Source organism: Streptomyces sp. NPDC059787 (assembly GCF_042732315.1).
GTDB classification, from domain to species: Bacteria; Actinomycetota; Actinomycetes; order Streptomycetales; family Streptomycetaceae; genus Streptomyces; species Streptomyces atrovirens.
This window is the reverse complement of record NZ_JBHWHX010000001.1, coordinates 229,721-248,032: the sequence shown is the minus strand read 5'-3', so window position 1 is coordinate 248,032 and position 18,312 is coordinate 229,721. Positions and strand designations below refer to the sequence as shown.

The 18,312-nt window shown below is 68.7% G+C and carries 13 protein-coding genes and 1 pseudogene; 4 read left to right on the top strand and 10 right to left on the bottom strand.

From position 1 onward, the window contains the following. Window positions 1-4: 4 nt before the first annotated feature. Window positions 5-1,363, bottom strand: a complete 1,359-nt coding sequence (gdhA, locus tag ACFV5H_RS01205; RefSeq protein WP_385052149.1) for an NADP-specific glutamate dehydrogenase — start codon at window positions 1,361-1,363, stop codon at window positions 5-7. A 791-nt stretch (window positions 1,364-2,154) separates the two neighbouring features. Here gdhA and ACFV5H_RS01200 point away from each other — a divergent pair. Beyond that, window positions 2,155-2,976, top strand: a complete 822-nt coding sequence (locus tag ACFV5H_RS01200; protein ID WP_385192093.1) for an SAM-dependent methyltransferase — start codon at window positions 2,155-2,157, stop codon at window positions 2,974-2,976. A gap of 64 nt (window positions 2,977-3,040) precedes the next feature. Here the strand turns inward: ACFV5H_RS01200 and ACFV5H_RS01195 are convergent, their stop codons facing one another. Next, entirely contained in the window at window positions 3,041-4,222 is a 1,182-nt protein-coding gene (locus ACFV5H_RS01195) for an endo-1,4-beta-xylanase (protein WP_385192091.1), read from the bottom strand. Between the two features lie 222 nt (window positions 4,223-4,444). Between ACFV5H_RS01195 and ACFV5H_RS01190 the strand changes: the two genes are divergently transcribed. Together ACFV5H_RS01190 and ACFV5H_RS01185 are read left to right on the top strand one after the other, a co-directional pair. After that, window positions 4,445-5,392 carry a LysR substrate-binding domain-containing protein gene (locus ACFV5H_RS01190; RefSeq protein ID WP_385192089.1) on the top strand — a complete coding sequence of 316 codons (948 nt, stop codon included), beginning with the start codon at window positions 4,445-4,447 and terminating at the stop codon, window positions 5,390-5,392. Between the two features lie 17 nt (window positions 5,393-5,409). Continuing rightward, window positions 5,410-5,745, top strand: a pseudogene (locus ACFV5H_RS01185) (carbohydrate-binding protein); the annotation flags it as partial. 70 nt (window positions 5,746-5,815) lie between these two features. Here ACFV5H_RS01185 and ACFV5H_RS01180 read toward each other — a convergent pair. Beyond that, window positions 5,816-6,475, bottom strand: coding sequence for an SMI1/KNR4 family protein (locus ACFV5H_RS01180; protein WP_385192087.1), 660 nt, complete (start codon window positions 6,473-6,475; stop codon window positions 5,816-5,818). A gap of 284 nt (window positions 6,476-6,759) precedes the next feature. On the opposite strand from ACFV5H_RS01180, the gene ACFV5H_RS01175 reads away from it, so the two are divergent. Further along, window positions 6,760-7,425 carry a DUF4241 domain-containing protein gene (locus ACFV5H_RS01175; RefSeq protein ID WP_385192084.1) on the top strand — a complete coding sequence of 222 codons (666 nt, stop codon included), beginning with the start codon at window positions 6,760-6,762 and terminating at the stop codon, window positions 7,423-7,425. 398 nt (window positions 7,426-7,823) lie between these two features. Here ACFV5H_RS01175 and ACFV5H_RS01170 read toward each other — a convergent pair whose 3' ends face one another. The 7 genes from ACFV5H_RS01170 to ACFV5H_RS01140 all read right to left on the bottom strand — a co-directional run bounded on the left by ACFV5H_RS01170 (window position 7,824) and on the right by ACFV5H_RS01140 (window position 18,148). After that, window positions 7,824-8,732 (bottom strand): hypothetical protein, encoded by a 909-nt coding sequence (locus ACFV5H_RS01170; RefSeq protein ID WP_385192081.1) that lies wholly within the window; start codon window positions 8,730-8,732, stop codon window positions 7,824-7,826. Between the two features lie 180 nt (window positions 8,733-8,912). Beyond that, window positions 8,913-10,106, bottom strand: coding sequence for an elongation factor Tu (gene tuf, locus ACFV5H_RS01165; RefSeq protein ID WP_030839706.1), 1,194 nt, complete (start codon window positions 10,104-10,106; stop codon window positions 8,913-8,915). Between the two features lie 169 nt (window positions 10,107-10,275). Continuing rightward, the gene (gene fusA / locus ACFV5H_RS01160; RefSeq protein WP_385052123.1) at window positions 10,276-12,402 is read right to left on the bottom strand and encodes an elongation factor G; all 2,127 of its coding nucleotides are present in this window, start codon (window positions 12,400-12,402) and stop codon (window positions 10,276-10,278) included. Between the two features lie 39 nt (window positions 12,403-12,441). After that, complete coding sequence (gene rpsG, locus ACFV5H_RS01155) at window positions 12,442-12,912, bottom strand: 30S ribosomal protein S7 (protein WP_003992340.1); 471 nt, start codon at window positions 12,910-12,912, stop codon at window positions 12,442-12,444. A 2-nt stretch (window positions 12,913-12,914) separates the two neighbouring features. Further along, the gene (gene rpsL, locus ACFV5H_RS01150; protein ID WP_003948652.1) at window positions 12,915-13,286 is read right to left on the bottom strand and encodes a 30S ribosomal protein S12; all 372 of its coding nucleotides are present in this window, start codon (window positions 13,284-13,286) and stop codon (window positions 12,915-12,917) included. A gap of 278 nt (window positions 13,287-13,564) precedes the next feature. After that, the gene (locus ACFV5H_RS01145; protein ID WP_385192079.1) at window positions 13,565-14,110 is read right to left on the bottom strand and encodes a DUF1707 and DUF4190 domain-containing protein; all 546 of its coding nucleotides are present in this window, start codon (window positions 14,108-14,110) and stop codon (window positions 13,565-13,567) included. Between the two features lie 138 nt (window positions 14,111-14,248). Beyond that, complete coding sequence (locus ACFV5H_RS01140; RefSeq protein ID WP_385052117.1) at window positions 14,249-18,148, bottom strand: DNA-directed RNA polymerase subunit beta'; 3,900 nt, start codon at window positions 18,146-18,148, stop codon at window positions 14,249-14,251. Window positions 18,149-18,312 lie beyond the last annotated feature (164 nt).

The following is an 18,312-nucleotide window of genomic DNA, read 5'->3' as shown; positions in this document are numbered from 1 at the left end:
TGCGTCAGATGACGCCCTGCGCGAGCATCGCGTCCGCCACCCGCTCGAAGCCGGCGATGTTCGCGCCGGTCACGTAGTCGCCGGGGGCGCCGTAGCGCTCGGCGGTCTCCGCGCAGGTGGTGTGGATGTCGGTCATGATGCGGGCCAGTTCGTCCTCGACCTGGTCGGCCTTCCATGACGTACGCGACGCGTTCTGCGTCATCTCCAGCGCGCTGACCGCGACGCCGCCCGCGTTGGCCGCCTTGCCGGGGCCGAAGGCGACACCGGCCCGCTGGAAGAGCTGCACGGCCTCCGGCGTGGTCGGCATGTTGGCGCCCTCGGAGACCGCCTTCACGCCGTTGCGGATGAGGGCGTCGGCGTCGACGGCGTTCAGTTCGTTCTGGGTCGCCGACGGCAGGGCGACGTCCGCCGGGACCTCCCAGACCCGCCCGCCGGGCACGAACCGCGCGGAGGCGCCCCGGCGCTCCGCGTAGTCGCTCACCCGGCCGCGCTCGACCTCCTTGATCTGGCGCAGCAGGTCGAGGTCGATGCCCTTCTCGTCGACGACGTAGCCGCCGGAGTCGGAGCAGGTCACCGGGTTGGCGCCGAGGGCGGCCAGCTTCTGGATGGTGTAGATCGCGACGTTGCCGGAGCCGGAGACGACCGCGGTCTGCCCCTCCAGGTCCTCGCCGCGGGCGCGCAGCATGGCCTCCGCGAACAGCACGTTGCCGTATCCGGTCGCCTCCGGGCGGATCAGCGAGCCGCCCCAGCCGGCGCTCTTGCCGGTGAGCACGCCGCCCTCCCAGCGGTTGGTGATCCGCCGGTACTGGCCGAAGAGGTAACCGATCTCGCGGGCGCCGACGCCGATGTCACCGGCCGGGATGTCGGTGTACTCGCCGATGTGCCGGTACAGCTCGGTCATGAAGGACTGGCAGAAGCGCATGACCTCGGCGTCGCTGCGGCCCTGCGGGTCGAAGTCGCTGCCGCCCTTGCCGCCGCCGATGCCGAGGCCGGTCAGCGCGTTCTTGAAGATCTGCTCGAAGCCGAGGAACTTGATGATCCCGAGGTTCACGGAGGGGTGGAAGCGCAGGCCGCCCTTGTAGGGGCCGAGGGCGCTGTTGTATTCGATCCGGAAGCCCCGGTTGACGTGGACCCGGCCCTGGTCGTCCTGCCACGGCACCCGGAACATGATCTGCCGCTCCGGCTCGACCAGCCGCGCGACGAGCCCCGGCTCGGCGTACTCGGGGCGCGCGGCGAGCACCGGGGCGAGGGTCTCCAGCACCTCGCGCGCGGCCTGGTGGAACTCGGGCTCCGCGGGGTTGCGGCGCTCGATCTCGGAGCGCAGCAGGTCGAGCGAGGTCTTGGGGTCGGGTCGTGAGGTCACGGGGTCCCTTTCTGGCGCGGCTGACACCGGTACGTACAGCCGGTGATGGGCGTACGTATAGCCGGTGATGGGCGCTCGGCGCCGTTGCCGCGCGCAGGACAGCGGCCGCCCATGTCGTATACGACAGGTCGGCCGACCCTCCCAGTGTTACTCCTGTGTTAACTCGATACCAAGAGCCGGGCCCGATTGTCCGCTATCTGGACAGGGCGACCGGAGTCCGGAGGGTCGGCGGGTTTCGCTCCGCCGCGTACGTCACGGAGCTCGCCCACGCCTCACCCCGCCGGAACCGCCGGCATCCCGCGCTTCGGTACGACAGGCGGAAAGGTGATGCCGGCCCGCGCCCGGACGTGGCTCGCTCTCCGGGGCGTGCACACTTCGGTCGCCATTGCCCATATGCCGCTCATTCGAGCGCTTACGTGGCATTTCATCGCCGAATGATCGCAGTTTCCGGCAAAGCACCCCCTTGCCATCCACCGGCCCATGAGGTCGACGCCCCTCCTCCAGCCTCCGCCGCCGGCCGCCCCCGTCCGGGACCACACGGACATGCCGCACGCAAAGAGAGGGGGGACGGCAGCCGACGGTGCTGCCGGGCCGGCCGAACCGCTCCCCGTCCGAGGCCAGCGCCGTTCCGGCACGCGGAGAACGGCAGTCCCTCAGCCCGGTGCGGGGCCGGGTACCGGCCCGGGCGCGGGACACCGAGATCGACCCGCGCGTCGTGGCGGTCAAGGCCCGGCTATCGTGGCGATCACGACCGTGAAAGGTCAACCGCCGGGCGGACAAGGGGAATCGACGTGGATCAGCAGGGCTCCGGCATGGACGCTCCCATACGGATCGACACCGGCAAGCCGCATCCCGCGCGGATGTACGACTGGTTCCTCGGCGGCAAGGACAACTACCCGGTGGACGAGGCGCTGGGCAGGCAGCTCGTGGGGTTCGCGCCGGGCATCCCGGTCATGGCGCGGATGAACAGGGCGTTCATGCACCGTGCCACCCGCTGGACGGCCGGCCAGGGCGTGCGGCAGTTCCTCGACATCGGGACCGGTATCCCGACGGAGCCGAACCTGCACCAGGTGGCCCAGGGGACCGCCGCCGACGCACGGGTCGTGTACTGCGACAACGACCCGATCGTCCTGGTCCACGCCGAGGCGCTGCTGCGGGGCACCTCCGAGGGGGTCGTCGACTACGTGCAGGCCGACGCACGCGACACCGCCGCGATCGTCGAACGGGCCCGCAGGACGCTGGACTTCGAGCGGCCGGTCGCGCTCTCCCTGATCGCGCTGCTGCACTTCATCGGCGACGAGGACGGGGCGTACGAACTGGTGGAGCGGCTCAAGGACGCGCTGGCGCCGGGCAGTTACCTGGCCATGTCGCACCTCACGCCCGACTTCCACCCGGAGGAGGCATCCCGGAAGGTGACCGACCTGTACCGGGCGGGCGGGCTCACCATGGACATGCGCAACCGGGAGCGGTTCGCCCGGTTCTTCGAGGGACTGGAGATCGTCGACCCCGGCATCGTGGCGGCCGAGGAATGGCACCCGGAGCTCGGCGAGCCGGTTCCCGGACAGGAAGGCGTCCACAGCGGGGCGTACGTGGCGGTGGCCCGCAAGGCCTGAGCCCTCGCCCCACGGAGCGAGACGGCGGGGCCGCCCCGGTCAGGGGCGGCCCCGCCGGGCGTTCTCAGCCCTTCCCGTGCTTGTGGTGCTTCCCGTGCTTCTCGCAGTCCTCCTCCCGGGCCGCCTCCTTCAGCGTGTCCCGCAGGGCGTAGAAGGCGGGCTTGCGCTCGAAGTCGTCGGTCATGACGTTCGCGAAGCCCTCGCCCTCGAAGAACACCGGCACCCACGAGTACTTGTCGGTGAAGCCCCAGATGGTGAACGAGTTGCAGCCGTCGACGGCCAGGCACGCCTGAAGCATCCGCTGGTAGTAGTCGGCCTGCTTCCGCTCCTGCGCCTCGGTGGGCACACCGCTCTCCGGCAGGTCCATGCGGACGTCCAGTTCGGTGACGGCGGTCTCCAGACCGAGCGCGTCGAACCGGCGCAGGTTGTCCTCCAGGTCGCCCGGGAAGCCGTAGCGCGTGCTCAGGTGGCCCTGTACGGAGAAGCCGTCCACGGGTACGCCCTGCTCCAGCAGGTCCTGGACGAGCGCGTAGTAGGCGTCGCTCTTCGCGTTGACGCTCTCGACGTTGTAGTCGTTGAAGAACAGCTTCGCCTTCGGATCGATCGCGTGGACCCACCGGAAGACGTCCGCGACGATGCCCGGGCCCAGCTCGCGGATCCAGATGTTGTCCTGGGTGCGCAGGCTGCCCTGGTCGTCGAAGATCTCGTTGGCGACGTCCCACTGCTGGATCCTGCCGGCGTACCGGCCGACGACGGTGGTGACGTGCTCGCGCAGGATGGTGCGCAGCTCCTCCTTCGAGAAGTCGCCCTCCTCCAGCCACGCCGGGTTCTGGCTGTGCCACAGCAGGGTGTGGCCGCGTACGACCTGGTGGTTCCGCTTGGCGAACGCGACGATGGCGTCGGCCTGCGCGAAGTCGTAGCGGTCCCGCTCGGGGTGAATGTGGTCCCACTTCATCTGGTTCTCGGGGGAGACCGAGCTGAACTGCTGCCCCAGGACCTTCCGGTACTCCTTGTCGTACGTGAAGGGGTCCGGGTAGTCCTGCTCCAGGTGGTGGCCGCCGCCTGCCACGGCGGTGCCCACGACGAAGCCCTCGGGAGCGGCCGAGCGCAGCCGGTCGGACGTGGCGTGGGAGTGCGGCGCGGCCTTCTTGCCGGCCGACGGGTCGGCGGCGGCCGAGCCCGTCGCGAGCGGCAGGGCCAGGGCGGCGGTGGCGAGGGCCACGGTGGCGAAACGAATGGATCTCATGCGGGGAGTCTCATTCCCATCGTCATTCTCGAAAGTTTCGAACATCGATCCGAAACATTAGGGATGGGCGGACGCTAAGGTCTGGCCGAACCGCGCGTCAATACCTGTGCGCGTATCGATGCCCGCACCTGTGCTCAGGTCGTGTCCGCGCCGACGACCGGCCGGACAGCAGGTCCGTACCAACCTCTTGCTCCCGCACCCGTCACGTCGCAAGCTCCCCTCATGGAGCTGGAGTTGCGGCATCTGAAGACGATCCGGGCGATTGCCGACGCCGGCAGCCTGACCAGGGCGGCGACGGCCCTCGGACTCGCGCAGCCCGCGCTGAGCGCACAGCTCAAGCGGATCGAACGCGCCCTGGGCGGTCAGCTGTTCGAACGCGGACGGCACGGAGTGCGGGCCACCGCGCTGGGCGAACTCGTACTGGAGCGCAGCCGGATCGTGCTGCCCGCGGTGACCGAACTGCAGCAGGAGGCGGCGCGGTTCGCCCGCACCTCGCGCGCGACCGCCTGCTTCCGGCTGGGCGGCACCCACGGGCCGCTGCTGGGCGCCCTGGTGGACCGGCTGGCGGACGCGGTGCCGGACGCCCGCGTCACCACCTGCACGTCCTGGTCCGAGCGGGAGCTGGCCGCACTGCTCGTCGAGGGCCGGCTGGACTACGCCCTCGCCGGGACCTGCGGCTCGGCCGAACCGCCCGGCGCGGAGGGCCTGGTCTGGCGGGAGGTCGCGGTCGACCCGGTGTTCGTCATGGTGCCGGAGGGCCATCCGCTCGCCCGCCCCGGCGAGGTGGACCTGACCGAGCTGGCCGGCGAGGAGTGGGCCTGTGTCCCCGGCGACGGCTGCTTCGGGGACTGCTTCACGGCGGCCTGCGCCCGCGCCGGCTTCACCCCGCACCGGATGTACGAGACGGACACCTCGTCCCTGGTCCATCTGGTGCAGGTCGGCCGGGCGGTCGGGCTGTGCCGGGCGACCTTCCCGACCACGCCCGGAATCACCACCCGGCCACTGACCGGTACGCCCCTGGCCTGGCGGCATCTGCTGGGCTGGCACCGGGGCACACAGCGGGCGGAGACCGCCGCCACCGTCCTCGAACAGGCCCGGCTGGCCCACGCGGGCGTGGCGGCGCGCAGCGACAGCTACACGGAGTGGCTCGCCGCCCAGCCCGTTCCATAACACCGGGGAGGGGGCCGGCCGGGCCCGGCGACTCGGGCGGCTCGTACATCTCCGGCAGCCAGGCGCAGGGCGTCACCTCGGGCGGCTCGGGCGACTGCGGCAGCGGCGGTACGACGTTCTTCCAGCCGATCAACCCGCTGCTCCAGAACTACGGCCTCACCCTGAGGACGACCGACGGCGGCGAGGAGCCGCCCGGGGAGGAGGAGCCGGGAGGCACCTGGTCGGCGGGCACCGTCTACCGGCCGGGCGACACGGTGACGTACGGCGGTACCACCTACCGCTGCCTCCAGGGCCACCAGGCCCAGGCCGGCTGGGAGCCGCCGAACGTCCCGGCGCTGTGGCAGCGGGCGTGAGCTGACGTTTCCGGCGGGGGAAGACCGGCCCCGGGTGCGCTGCGGTCAGCGCGCCCGGGGCCGGGCACGCTCACAGAAGGATGACGTCACGGCCGACCGGGGGAAGCCCCCAGGGCTCCAGGCCGCCGTCGCAGTACTCGGCGAGGAACTGCACGGCACCGCCCTCGTAGTGCCACCAGCCGCCGTTGCGGGAGGCGACGGTGACGGGCCACTGCCGCGGGTCGGTCCCGTCCGTGGTCCAGAGGAGCTTGTCGCCCTCGTTGGATTCCGCCCACGGCAGCAGACCGCCCGGTGCCGGATGCGGGCGCAGGCCGATGGACATGTCGGCCTCCCACCAGGCCTGAACGGTCCCTTCCAGCTCATTGCGGATGCCTCGGAGCCAGTCGTGCTCCTCACCCGGGTCGGGAAAGGCGACGAGGAGGAAGTCCCCGAGGACGAAGGTGGGGTACCACTCCGCGAGCCGCTTGTAGTCGGACGGCAGCGTGATGCCGAGGCCGTCTTCGATCACGGCCCAGTCCAGGACGGCGGGCTCCGGCCGACGGTGCGGGAGCAGTTCCGGCACGGCACGTTCCAGTGCCGCGATCGCCTCGTCCGGATCGGTGATGCGCCGTGCCGGTGCCTGGGTACCGATCGGATCGTCCGTTACCGCCGCCGACTGCTCGTGGGCGGTCGGGGAGGACGATCGGTCCGACGGTTCGTCGGGACGGCAAGGAGGCGGGACGGTGCTCACGTACTCACTCTCGTCGACGGGCGAGAGCCCACCATGCCCGTTGTTCCGGCTGCTCGCTGGCGCGGACCCGTGTCGTGAGGCAGTTGTGACCCGACCGGCGCGGCTCCGACGCCCCGGGGACGGCGGCTGTCCCTGTGGATCGTCCGGGTCGCCACAGGCGACCCGGACGCCTGGACTGTCACCGTGGCCGCCCGCGGCGGCGACCGGTGGCACCACCGGGGGCACGGACCATCCCGGAGCGTGGCCTACAGTCAGATGCCACCACTGCCCACCTGGTCCCTTCCATGCCCCTCACCCCACCGGACTTCACCGCCCTCTTCACAGAAGGCCACCGTTGCACGCTTCTCGGTGGCCGGCCTGCCACCGTCACCCTGAGCGAATCCGTCGACCTCGCACTGCCCACGGGCCGGGTCGTCGTCTGCGACCCGTTCACCGGCCTCGGCCCGTTCGCGCCCCGTCCCTTCACCGCCGAAGTACCTCCCGGCCGGTATTCCGTCACTGTGGCGACGGTGTCCTTCGACAGCGACGGCACACCGGCTCGAGTGGCCGCCGCGGCTCGGCTGTCCGTCACGACGCTCCCCGCGGCCACATGGGAACTCGCCGTCGGCGCGGACGACGATGTCGCCGATCTCGGCGAAGGCGAGTTCTTCGGCTACGAGACGGACCATGGGGACGTGTGCTTCGTCGACGGTTCCGCCGTCCCCGCACTGGCCGATCACGAGGACCGGCTCAACGAGGCGCTGATCGCCTATGCGACAGCCGACTTCGCCCTGCCTCCGGTGCGGGCCACCGGGCCCGCCGGGGAGGAGGTCGTGGCGTTCAACACGGGCCGGCGCCGCAGCGGGTTCTACCCGACGTGGGTCGGCCGCACCGGCAGCGGCGCTGTCGCCTCCTTCGTCACCGATTTCCTCGTCCTCGACGACCCGCCCGGCCACGACACCCGGCGGTGACGCGTCTGTCCGTTCGCTCTCGGCCACCCAGCGGGGTCCTGGAGATCCCGACCGAGCCCGACGAGGCGGGCGGGACCGGCCGGACTGCCGAGTGGACCGAGGAGCGTGCTCCGACGCCACATGGCAGATCTGTCCGTCCACGGCACCTGCCGCAGGTGTCCAGGACCGGCACGTGGACGATGGGGTACTCGCCGAAATCACCGGAACCGAACCAGTGGACGTGCTCCTCGTAGCCCACCGGCAGGCGCCTCCCGACGGCCGCCTCGGCCCGCTCCCGGTCCACGAGGCCGGACCCGGGCACCCCGGAGTCGGCCGAGGCCCTTACCGAGGCCGACCCGGGTTTCGCGGCGGGGAGCGACGGCGATGCCTCCGGGATGGCGCTGCCCCACCGAGCAGGCTCAGTCCGCCTCGCCCTCGAAGACCTCCGCCGTCGACGTCGCGGTGATGGCCCTCGTGAGCCACAGGTCCAGTACGTCAGGGTCACCGCAGCCGATGATGCGTTCCCGGTCCTCTTCGCCGACCTCGACGCCCCGGTGACCCAGCAGAACCAGAACGGCTTTCGCCTGGCCCTTTGCTTCGCCCTTCGCCTCGCCCTTCGCCTCGCCCTCGGCTCGGAGCTGCTGGGCGGTCTGCGACTGGAAGAACGAGAGGTCGACGGCCATGAGATGCCTCCAGAGATCCGCGGCCTGCGTAGTGCCGAGGCCTTGTTCCATGAGTTCGATGAAGGTGCCTGCGGTGCTCTCGTCGTCGGCCGACAGGCCTTTCAGTGCCTTTGCCAGCGCGTTCAGTATGGCATCGGCTTCCGGCTCGCAGCGGTGAAGAGCCGCCGACAGGATCGTGAGCGGGATGTCACGAGCTGCTTCGGCAGGACTGTCGATCACCGGCAGATCATTGGGCCCCAGAACCAGGGGCCGCAGCGTGAGCGAGGGCCACTGGCGTGGGCCGATGTCGAACTGCTGGGCTGCCCAGGCAGCCGTCTTCCGGTCCGGACACACGACGAGGAGGACCGGCGGCACGCCGTACTTGGCGTACACGTGGGACAAGTAGTAGGCCCAGCTGGCCGGCTTGTGCGTGCTCGGCCGGCTCTGCGACTCCACGGCCAGGACGAAACTGCCGTCCTCCGTGTCCATGCGCAGCAACGTGTCCACCCGCCGCTCCAGCGGCCGGGTCTCCGTGAGGTCGGTGGAGAGTTCGGAGGCTGACACGGGTGGGGGGAAGGCGACGCCGAGGTTCCTGGCGACGCGTGCGAAGAGGCCCGGTTCCTGCTGGAAGATCCGGTGCAGGGCCTCATGGGATGAGCTGACCATGAGGCGAAGCTATGAGCGGAGCGGCATGTGCCATGCGCAAATGCGCCACCGTTCCCACGATCTAGTGACCGATACGGCGGCAGAGTTGACGCCCGCACAGACGAAAGGGCCCGTACGACCGAAGTCGTACGGGCCCTTCCAGGTGCTCGCGGCAGGAGCTACCAGGTCAGATCAGCAAGCTCACTTGTTGATCTTGGTGACCTGGCCGGCGCCCACGGTCCGGCCACCCTCACGGATGGCGAACTTCAGGCCCTCCTCCATGGCGACGGGCTGGATGAGCTCCACCTTCATCTCGGTGTTGTCACCCGGCATGACCATCTCGGTGCCCTCGGGGAGGGTCACGACGCCGGTCACGTCCGTCGTACGGAAGTAGAACTGCGGGCGGTAGTTGTTGAAGAAGGGGGTGTGACGGCCACCCTCGTCCTTCGACAGGATGTAGGCCTGGGCCTCGAACTCGGTGTGCGGGGTGACCGAACCGGGCTTGATGATGACCTGGCCGCGCTCGACGTCCTCGCGCTTGATGCCGCGGAGCAGCAGACCGACGTTCTCACCGGCCTGGCCCTCGTCGAGCAGCTTGCGGAACATCTCGATGCCGGTGACCGTGGTGGTGGTCTTCTCCTGCTTGATGCCCACGATGTCGACGGTCTCGTTGACCTTGAGGACACCACGCTCGATACGACCGGTGACGACGGTGCCACGACCGGTGATCGTGAAGACGTCCTCGATCGGCATCAGGAACGGCTTGTCGACGTCACGCTCGGGCTGCGGGATGTTCTCGTCCACGGCCTTCATCAGCTCGAGGACGGAGTTGCCCCACTCCTTGTCGCCCTCGAGGGCCTTGAGCGCGGAGACCTTGACGACCGGCAGGTCGTCGCCCGGGAACTCGTACTCGGAGAGCAGCTCACGGACCTCGAGCTCGACGAGCTCCAGGATCTCCTCGTCGTCCACCATGTCGGCCTTGTTCAGGGCGACGACGATGTACGGAACGCCGACCTGGCGGGCCAGGAGCACGTGCTCCTTGGTCTGCGGCATCGGGCCGTCGGTGGCGGCGACCACGAGGATGGCGCCGTCCATCTGCGCCGCACCCGTGATCATGTTCTTGATGTAGTCCGCGTGACCGGGGCAGTCGACGTGGGCGTAGTGACGCGTCTCGGTCTGGTACTCGACGTGCGCGATGGAGATGGTGATACCGCGCTGGCGCTCTTCGGGAGCCTTGTCGATCTGGTCGAAGGCCGAGGCCTCGTTCAGGTCCGGGTACGCGTCGTGCAGCACCTTGGTAATGGCGGCCGTGAGGGTCGTCTTACCGTGGTCGATGTGACCGATGGTGCCGATGTTGACGTGCGGCTTAGTCCGCTCGAACTTCGCCTTCGCCACTGGGGTCCTCCTGTGGAGTGGTTCTGTACGCCTTACTTCATCGGCGCCAGGTGATCTTTGCTGGGAAACCCGGGCCCGGGGCATTCCGCCGGGTTGGCGGTGGAATGCCCCTTGCAGGCTCCGGGGTCAAGCCTAAAGCGTGTGAACGGGGTCCGTTAAACGGAGTCCGTTACTCGCCCTTGGCCTTCGCGATGATCTCCTCGGCGACGTTCCGCGGAACCTCGGCGTAGGAGTCGAACTGCATGGAGTAGCTGGCACGGCCGGACGTCTTGCTGCGCAGGTCGCCGACGTAGCCGAACATCTCCGAGAGGGGCACGAGACCCTTCACGACGCGGGCACCGGCCCGCTCCTCCATGGCCTGGATCTGGCCACGGCGGGAGTTGATGTCGCCGATGACCTCACCCATGTAGTCCTCGGGCGTGGTGACCTCGACGGCCATCATCGGCTCCAGGAGCACGGGCGAAGCCTTGCGCGCGGCCTCCTTGAAGGCCTGCGAACCGGCGATCTTGAACGCGAGCTCGGAGGAGTCGACCTCGTGGTAGCCACCGTCGATGAGCGTGACGCGGACGCCCGTCATCTCGTAGCCGGCCAGGATGCCGAACTGCATGGCCTCCTGCGCACCGGCGTCCACCGAAGGGATGTACTCCTTCGGGATGCGGCCACCGGTCACCTTGTTCACGAACTCGTACGAGGCGTCGCCGCCCTCGATCGGCTCGATCGCGATCTGCACCTTGGCGAACTGACCGGTACCACCGGTCTGCTTCTTGTGGGTGTAGTCCACGCGCTCGACGGCCTTGCGGATCGTCTCGCGGTAGGCGACCTGGGGCTTGCCGACGTTGGCCTCGACCTTGAACTCACGGCGCATACGGTCGACCAGCACCTCGAGGTGCAGCTCGCCCATACCACCGATGATGGTCTGGCCCGTCTCCTCGTCCGAGTGGACCTGGAAGGACGGGTCCTCCTCGGCCAGACGCTGGATCGCGACGCCCAGCTTCTCCTGGTCGCCCTTCGACTTGGGCTCGATGGCGACCTGGATGACCGGCGCCGGGAAGTCCATGGACTCCAGGATGACCGGGTTCTTGTCGTCGGACAGCGTCTCACCGGTGGTGGTCTGCTTCAGGCCCATGACGGCGACGATGTCGCCGGCGCCCACCGACTCGATCTCCTCACGCTTGTTGGCGTGCATGCGGTAGATCTTGCCGATGCGCTCCTTCTTGCCCTTGACGGAGTTCAGCACGGCGGTGCCGGACTCCAGGCGGCCCGAGTAGACCCGGACGAAGGTGAGCTTGCCGAGGTGCGGGTCGCTCATGATCTTGAACGCGAGCGCGGCCAGCGGCTCGTCCTCGGACGGCTTGCGCTTGACGACGACCTCGGCGTCCTTGACGTCGTGACCCTCGATGGCCTCGACGTCGAGCGGGGTCGGCAGGTAGCGCACGACCGCGTCGAGCAGGGGCTGGACGCCCTTGTTCTTGAACGCGGTGCCGCAGAACACCGGGGTGACCGTGGTGTCGCTGGACTTGCCGGAGGCGATGGTGATGCGACGGATCGCGGCGTACAGCTGCTCCTCGGTGGGCTCCTGGCCCTCCAGGTACAGCTCCATGATCTCTTCGTCGTTCTCCGCGACGGCCTCGACCAGCTTGCCGCGCCACTCCTCGGCGGCCTCGGTGTGCGTGGCCGGGATGTCGACGACGTCGTACATCTCGCCCTTGGCGGCCTCGGCGGACCACACGAGCGCCTTCATGCGGACCAGGTCCACGACGCCCTGGAAGTCGGCCTCGGCACCGATCGGGAGCTGCATGACGAGCGGCTGGGCGCCCAGACGGTCCGAGATCATGTCCACGCAGCGGTGGAACTCGGCGCCGGTACGGTCCAGCTTGTTGACGAAGCAGATGCGCGGGACGCCGTAACGGTCGGCCTGACGCCACACCGTCTCGGACTGCGGCTCGACACCGGCGACACCGTCGAACACGGTCACGGCACCGTCGAGCACACGCAGGGAGCGCTCCACCTCGACGGTGAAGTCGACGTGCCCCGGGGTGTCGATGATGTTGATCGTGTAGTCGTTGTCCTCGAGCGGCCAGTGACAGGTGGTGGCAGCGGACGTGATCGTGATGCCACGCTCCTGCTCCTGCTCCATCCAGTCCATGGTGGCGGCGCCGTCGTGGACCTCACCGATCTTGTACGACACACCGGTGTAGAACAGGATCCGCTCGGTGGTGGTCGTCTTGCCCGCGTCGATGTGGGCCATGATCCCGATGTTGCGGACCTTGGCCAGGTCAAGTGAAGTGGTAGCCATAAGGCTTCAGTCTTCTCTCGGTCTCGATGTGGGTAGCGACTACCAGCGGTAGTGCGCGAAGGCCTTGTTGGACTCGGCCATCTTGTGCGTGTCCTCGCGCTTCTTCACAGCGGCACCCAGGCCGTTGGAGGCGTCGAGAAGCTCGTTGAGCAGACGCTCGGTCATGGTCTTCTCGCGACGGGCGCGGGAGTAACCGACCAGCCAGCGCAGCGCGAGCGTGTTGGCGCGACCGGGCTTGACCTCGATCGGAACCTGGTACGTCGCACCACCGACACGGCGGGACTTGACCTCGAGGGTCGGCTTGATGTTCTCCAGCGCGCGCTTCAGCGTGATGATCGGGTCGTTGCCCGTCTTCTCACGCAGACCCTCCATGGCGCCGTAGACGATGCGCTCGGCGGTGGAGCGCTTGCCGTTGAGCAGCACCTTGTTGATCAGGGAGGTCACCAGAGGAGAACCGTAGACCGGGTCGATGATGACCGGGCGCTTCGGGGCGGGGCCCTTACGAGGCATTCTTACTTCTCCTTCTTGGCGCCGTAGCGGCTGCGGGCCTGCTTGCGGTTCTTCACACCCTGGGTGTCAAGCGAACCGCGGATGATCTTGTAGCGAACACCCGGCAGGTCCTTCACACGGCCGCCGCGCACGAGCACGATGGAGTGCTCCTGCAGGTTGTGCCCCTCACCCGGAATGTAAGCGGTGACCTCGATCCCGCTGGTCAGACGCACACGCGCGACCTTACGCAGGGCCGAGTTCGGCTTCTTCGGGGTGGTCGTGAACACACGCGTGCAGACGCCACGACGCTGGGGCGAACCCTCGAGTGCGGGCGTCTTGTTCTTCTCGACCTTGTCCTGCCGGCCCTTCCGGACCAGCTGCTGGATCGTAGGCACTACTTCTCCGGTTTCTGTGTGCCGAATGGTGAAGCTAACCTGGAACGTCGCCGACCCACGCGGTCGGGTGTGTCGGATCCTGCGGACTTCCGCCGCAAGGCGGAAAGAACGCGTGGATCGCGGTGGCCGTTCATCGGCCCCCGGTGCGGTGTGATGGCACGCACGAAGGCCAGGGCACACCCCAGGCACAAGGTCTGAGCGTACCTATCGCATTCGCTGCGGTCAAAACAAATGGGCCCGGCCCGCGCCGCCGGGCGGAACACGCCGGTCTTCGATTGTCAACCGGAGGCCAGCGCGAGCGCGAACGACAGGAGCATCAGGACCACCCACGCCCCGTTCGCCAGCCAGCCGAGCGCCAGACCGGTCAGCGCCAGTCCGTCGCCCTCCTCCCCCGTGCGCGTGATCTCGGCCCGCGCCATGTGCCCCAGGATCACCGCCGGGATGCCGGTGAACCCGAAGGTGACCAGACAGAGCCCGCCGCAGACGGCGGAGGCGACCGCCTTGCCGTTCACCCGCGCCCGGGACACCGGCCGGAACACCGCCGGCACGACGGGCGCCGCATGCGGTACGGGCCCCTGCGGCAGGTCGGCCACCAGCAGCGCCAGCTCCCCCACCGTACGGGCGGCGTACGCCCGCGCGACCCTCCGGTCGAACTCGGGCTTCTCCAGCCGCCCCTCCCCGTACCCGGCTCTGAGGACGTCCACGGTCCGCTCCCGGTCGGCGTGCGAGGCCAGCATCGACGGGGCGGCCTGCCCGCCCCACGGCTGCGGCACACCGGGCCCCTGCTGCCAGGGCTGTCCCTGCGGATACGGCGAATACGACACCGAGCACCATCTCCCCCGTCACACCGGGTCCCTCCATGATGCACTCGGACGGCCGTTCCGGCACGGGTTCGGCACACGACGCCGAGGGGCGGCCACCCCGTACGGAGTGACCGCCCCTCAGTGCTTCAGACGTACGCCTTACTGGTTGTACGGACCGTAGTCGTAGTCCTCCAGCGGAACGGCCTGGCCGGAGCCCGTGCCGAACGGCGAGTAGTCGATGTCGTCGTAGCCGACGGCCGAGTACATCGCGGCCTTGGCCTCCTCGGTCGGCTCGACCCGGATGTTGCGGTAGCGGGACAGACCCGTACCGGCCGGGATGAGCTTACCGATGATGACGTTCTCCTTGAGGCCGATGAGGCTGTCGGACTTGGCGTTGATCGCCGCGTCCGTCAGGACTCGGGTCGTCTCCTGGAAGGAGGCGGCCGACAGCCAGGACTCCGTCGCCAGCGAGGCCTTGGTGATACCCATCAGCTGCGGACGACCGGAGGCCGGGTGACCGCCCTCCTGGACCACACGACGGTTCTCGGTCTCGAACTTGGAGCGCTCGACCAGCTCGCCGGGCAGCAGCTCGGCGTCGCCCGACTCGATGATCGTCACACGGCGCAGCATCTGCCGGATGATGATCTCGATGTGCTTGTCGTGGATCGACACACCCTGCGAGTTGTAGACCTTCTGGACCTCGCCGACCAGGTGGACCTGGACGGCACGCTGACCCAGGATGCGCAGCACGTCGTGCGGGTTGGTGGCACCCACGGTGAGCTGCTGGCCCACCTCGACGTGGTCGCCCTCGCCGACCAGGACCTTGGCGCGCTTCGAGATCGGGAACGCCGTCTCGTCGCTGCCGTCGTCCGGGGTGACGACGAGCTTCTTGGTCTTCTCGGTCTCCTCGATCCGCACGCGGCCGGAGGCCTCGGAGATCGGGGCGACACCCTTCGGCGTACGGGCCTCGAAGAGCTCGACGACACGGGGCAGACCCTGGGTGATGTCGTCACCGGCCACACCACCGGTGTGGAAGGTACGCATCGTCAGCTGGGTACCGGGCTCACCGATGGACTGGGCGGCGATGATGCCGACCGCCTCACCGATGTCGACCAGCTTGCCGGTGGCCAGCGAACGGCCGTAGCACATCGCGCAGGTGCCGACGGCGGACTCGCAGGTCAGGACCGAGCGGGTCTTGACCTCCTCGACGCCGCGGGAGACGAGCTCCTCGATGAGGACGTCGCCCAGGTCGGTGCCGGCCGGGGCCAGCACCTGTCCGTCGACCACGATGTCCTCGGCGAGGCAGCGCGCGTACACGGAGGTCTCGACGTCGCCCTCCTTGCGGAGCACGCCCGTCTCGTCCCGGCTCGCGATCTTGAGGCGCAGACCGCGGTCGGTGCCGCAGTCCTCCTCGCGGATGATGACGTCCTGGGAGACGTCGACCAGACGACGGGTGAGGTAACCCGAGTCGGCGGTACGCAGAGCGGTGTCCGCCAGACCCTTACGGGCACCGTGCGTGGAGATGAAGTACTCCAGCACGGACAGGCCCTCACGGAACGACGCCTTGATCGGACGCGGGATCGTCTCGTTCTTCGCGTTCGACACCAGACCACGCATACCGGCGATCTGACGCATCTGCATCATGTTGCCTCGTGCGCCCGAGTTCACCATCATGAAGATCGGGTTGGTCTTCGGGAAGTTGTCGTTCATCGCCTCGGCGACCTCGTTGGTCGCCTTGGTCCAGATGTTGATGAGCTCCTGCGTGCGCTCGTCCTTGGTGATCAGACCGCGCTCGTACTGCTTCTGGACCTTCTCGTCCTGCGCCTCGTAACCGCGGACGATCTCCTTCTTCGCCTCGGGAACGACGACGTCGGAGATGGCGACGGTGACACCCGAGCGGGTGGCCCAGAAGAAGCCGGACGCCTTCAGGTTGTCGAGCGTCGCCGCCACGATGACCTTCGGGTAGCGCTCGGCGAGGTCGTTGACGATCTCGGAGAGCTGCTTCTTGCCGACCTCGTAGTCGACGAACGGGTAGTCCTCGGGCAGCAGCTCGTTGAAGAGCGCGCGGCCCAGGGTGGTGTTCAGCCGGAAGCTGTCACCCTGCTGCCACTCCGGCTCGCCCTCCTCGCGCGCCGGCGGGGTCCAGCCGCGCGGCGGGATGGTGCCGACCGGGAAGCGGACGTCGATCCTCGACTGGAGCGACAGCTCGCCCGCGTCGAAGGCCATGATCGCCTCCGCGACCGAGGCGAAGGAACGGCCCTCGCCCTTGAGGTCGCGCATCTCGCCGTCGGTGGTGAGGAAGAACAGACCGAGGACCATGTCCTGGGTCGGCATCGTCACCGGACGGCCGTCGGCCGGCTTGAGGATGTTGTTCGAGGACAGCATCAGGATGCGGGCCTCGGCCTGCGCCTCCGCGGACAGCGGCAGGTGCACGGCCATCTGGTCACCGTCGAAGTCCGCGTTGAACGCGGTGCAGACGAGCGGGTGGATCTGGATGGCCTTGCCCTCGACCAGCTGCGGCTCGAAGGCCTGGATGCCGAGGCGGTGCAGGGTGGGCGCACGGTTCAGCAGGACCGGGTGCTCCGCGATGACCTCTTCGAGCACGTCGTACACGACCGTGCGGCCGCGCTCGACCATGCGCTTGGCCGACTTGATGTTCTGCGCGTGGTTCAGGTCGACCAGGCGCTTCATCACGAACGGCTTGAAGAGCTCCAGCGCCATGGCCTTCGGCAGACCGCACTGGTGCAGCTTCAGCTGCGGGCCGACGACGATCACGGAACGCGCCGAGTAGTCGACTCGCTTGCCGAGCAGGTTCTGACGGAAGCGGCCCTGCTTGCCCTTGAGCATGTCGGACAGCGACTTCAGCGGACGGTTGCCGGGGCCCGTCACCGGGCGGCCACGACGGCCGTTGTCGAAGAGCGCGTCGACGGCCTCCTGGAGCATGCGCTTCTCGTTGTTCACGATGATCTCGGGCGCGCCGAGGTCGAGAAGCCGCTTCAGGCGGTTGTTGCGGTTGATGACACGGCGGTACAGGTCGTTCAGGTCGGAGGTCGCGAAGCGGCCACCGTCGAGCTGCACCATCGGACGCAGGTCCGGCGGGATGACCGGCACGCAGTCGAGCACCATGCCCTTGGGGCTGTTGGACGTCTGCAGGAACGCGGAGACGACCTTCAGCCGCTTGAGCGCACGGGTCTTCTTCTGGCCCTTGCCGGTGCGGATGATCTCGCGGAGACGCTCGGCCTCCTCCTCGAGGTCGAAGGACTCCAGGCGCTTCTGCAGCGCCGCGGCACCCATCGAGCCGTCGAAGTACGTGCCGAAGCGGTCACGCAGCTCGCGGTAGAGCAGCTCGTCGCCCTCGAGGTCCTGGACCTTGAGGTTCTTGAACCGGGTCCACACCTCGTCGAGGCGGTCGATCTCGCGCTGCGCGCGGTCGCGCAGCTGCTTCATCTCGCGCTCGGCGCCCTCGCGCACCTTGCGGCGCACGTCGGCCTTGGCGCCCTCGGCCTCCAGCTCGGCCAGGTCGGTCTCGAGCTTCTTGGCGCGGGCCTCCAGGTCGGCGTCGCGGCGGTTCTCGACCTGCTGGCGCTCGACGGAGACGTGGGCCTCCAGCGAGGGCAGGTCGCGGGTGCGGCGCTCCTCGTCGACGTACGTGATCATGTACGCCGCGAAGTAGATGACCTTCTCCAGGTCCTTCGGGGCGAGGTCGAGCAGGTAGCCGAGGCGCGACGGAACGCCCTTGAAGTACCAGATGTGCGTGACGGGCGCGGCCAGCTCGATGTGGCCCATCCGCTCGCGGCGCACCTTGGCGCGCGTGACCTCGACGCCACAGCGCTCACAGATGATGCCCTTGAAGCGGACGCGCTTGTACTTGCCGCAGTAGCACTCCCAGTCCCGGGTCGGACCGAAGATCTTCTCGCAGAAGAGTCCGTCCTTCTCGGGCTTGAGGGTGCGGTAGTTGATGGTCTCGGGCTTCTTGACCTCGCCGTGGCTCCACTGACGGATGTCGTCAGCGGTGGCCAGGCCGATCCGGAGCTCGTCGAAGAAGTTGACGTCGAGCACTATGCGTCAATCCCTCTCAGGGTCGTGAGTCTTGGGGTCTGATACGGGGGTCCTGGGGCGGGGGGGCGGGAACGGGGGGGCGCCCCCCCAAACCCCCAAACAAAAAGAGACCGAGAAGCAGGGGACCGCGCGCGAGGGACGGCCGGCGAACCCCCACCCCCCCA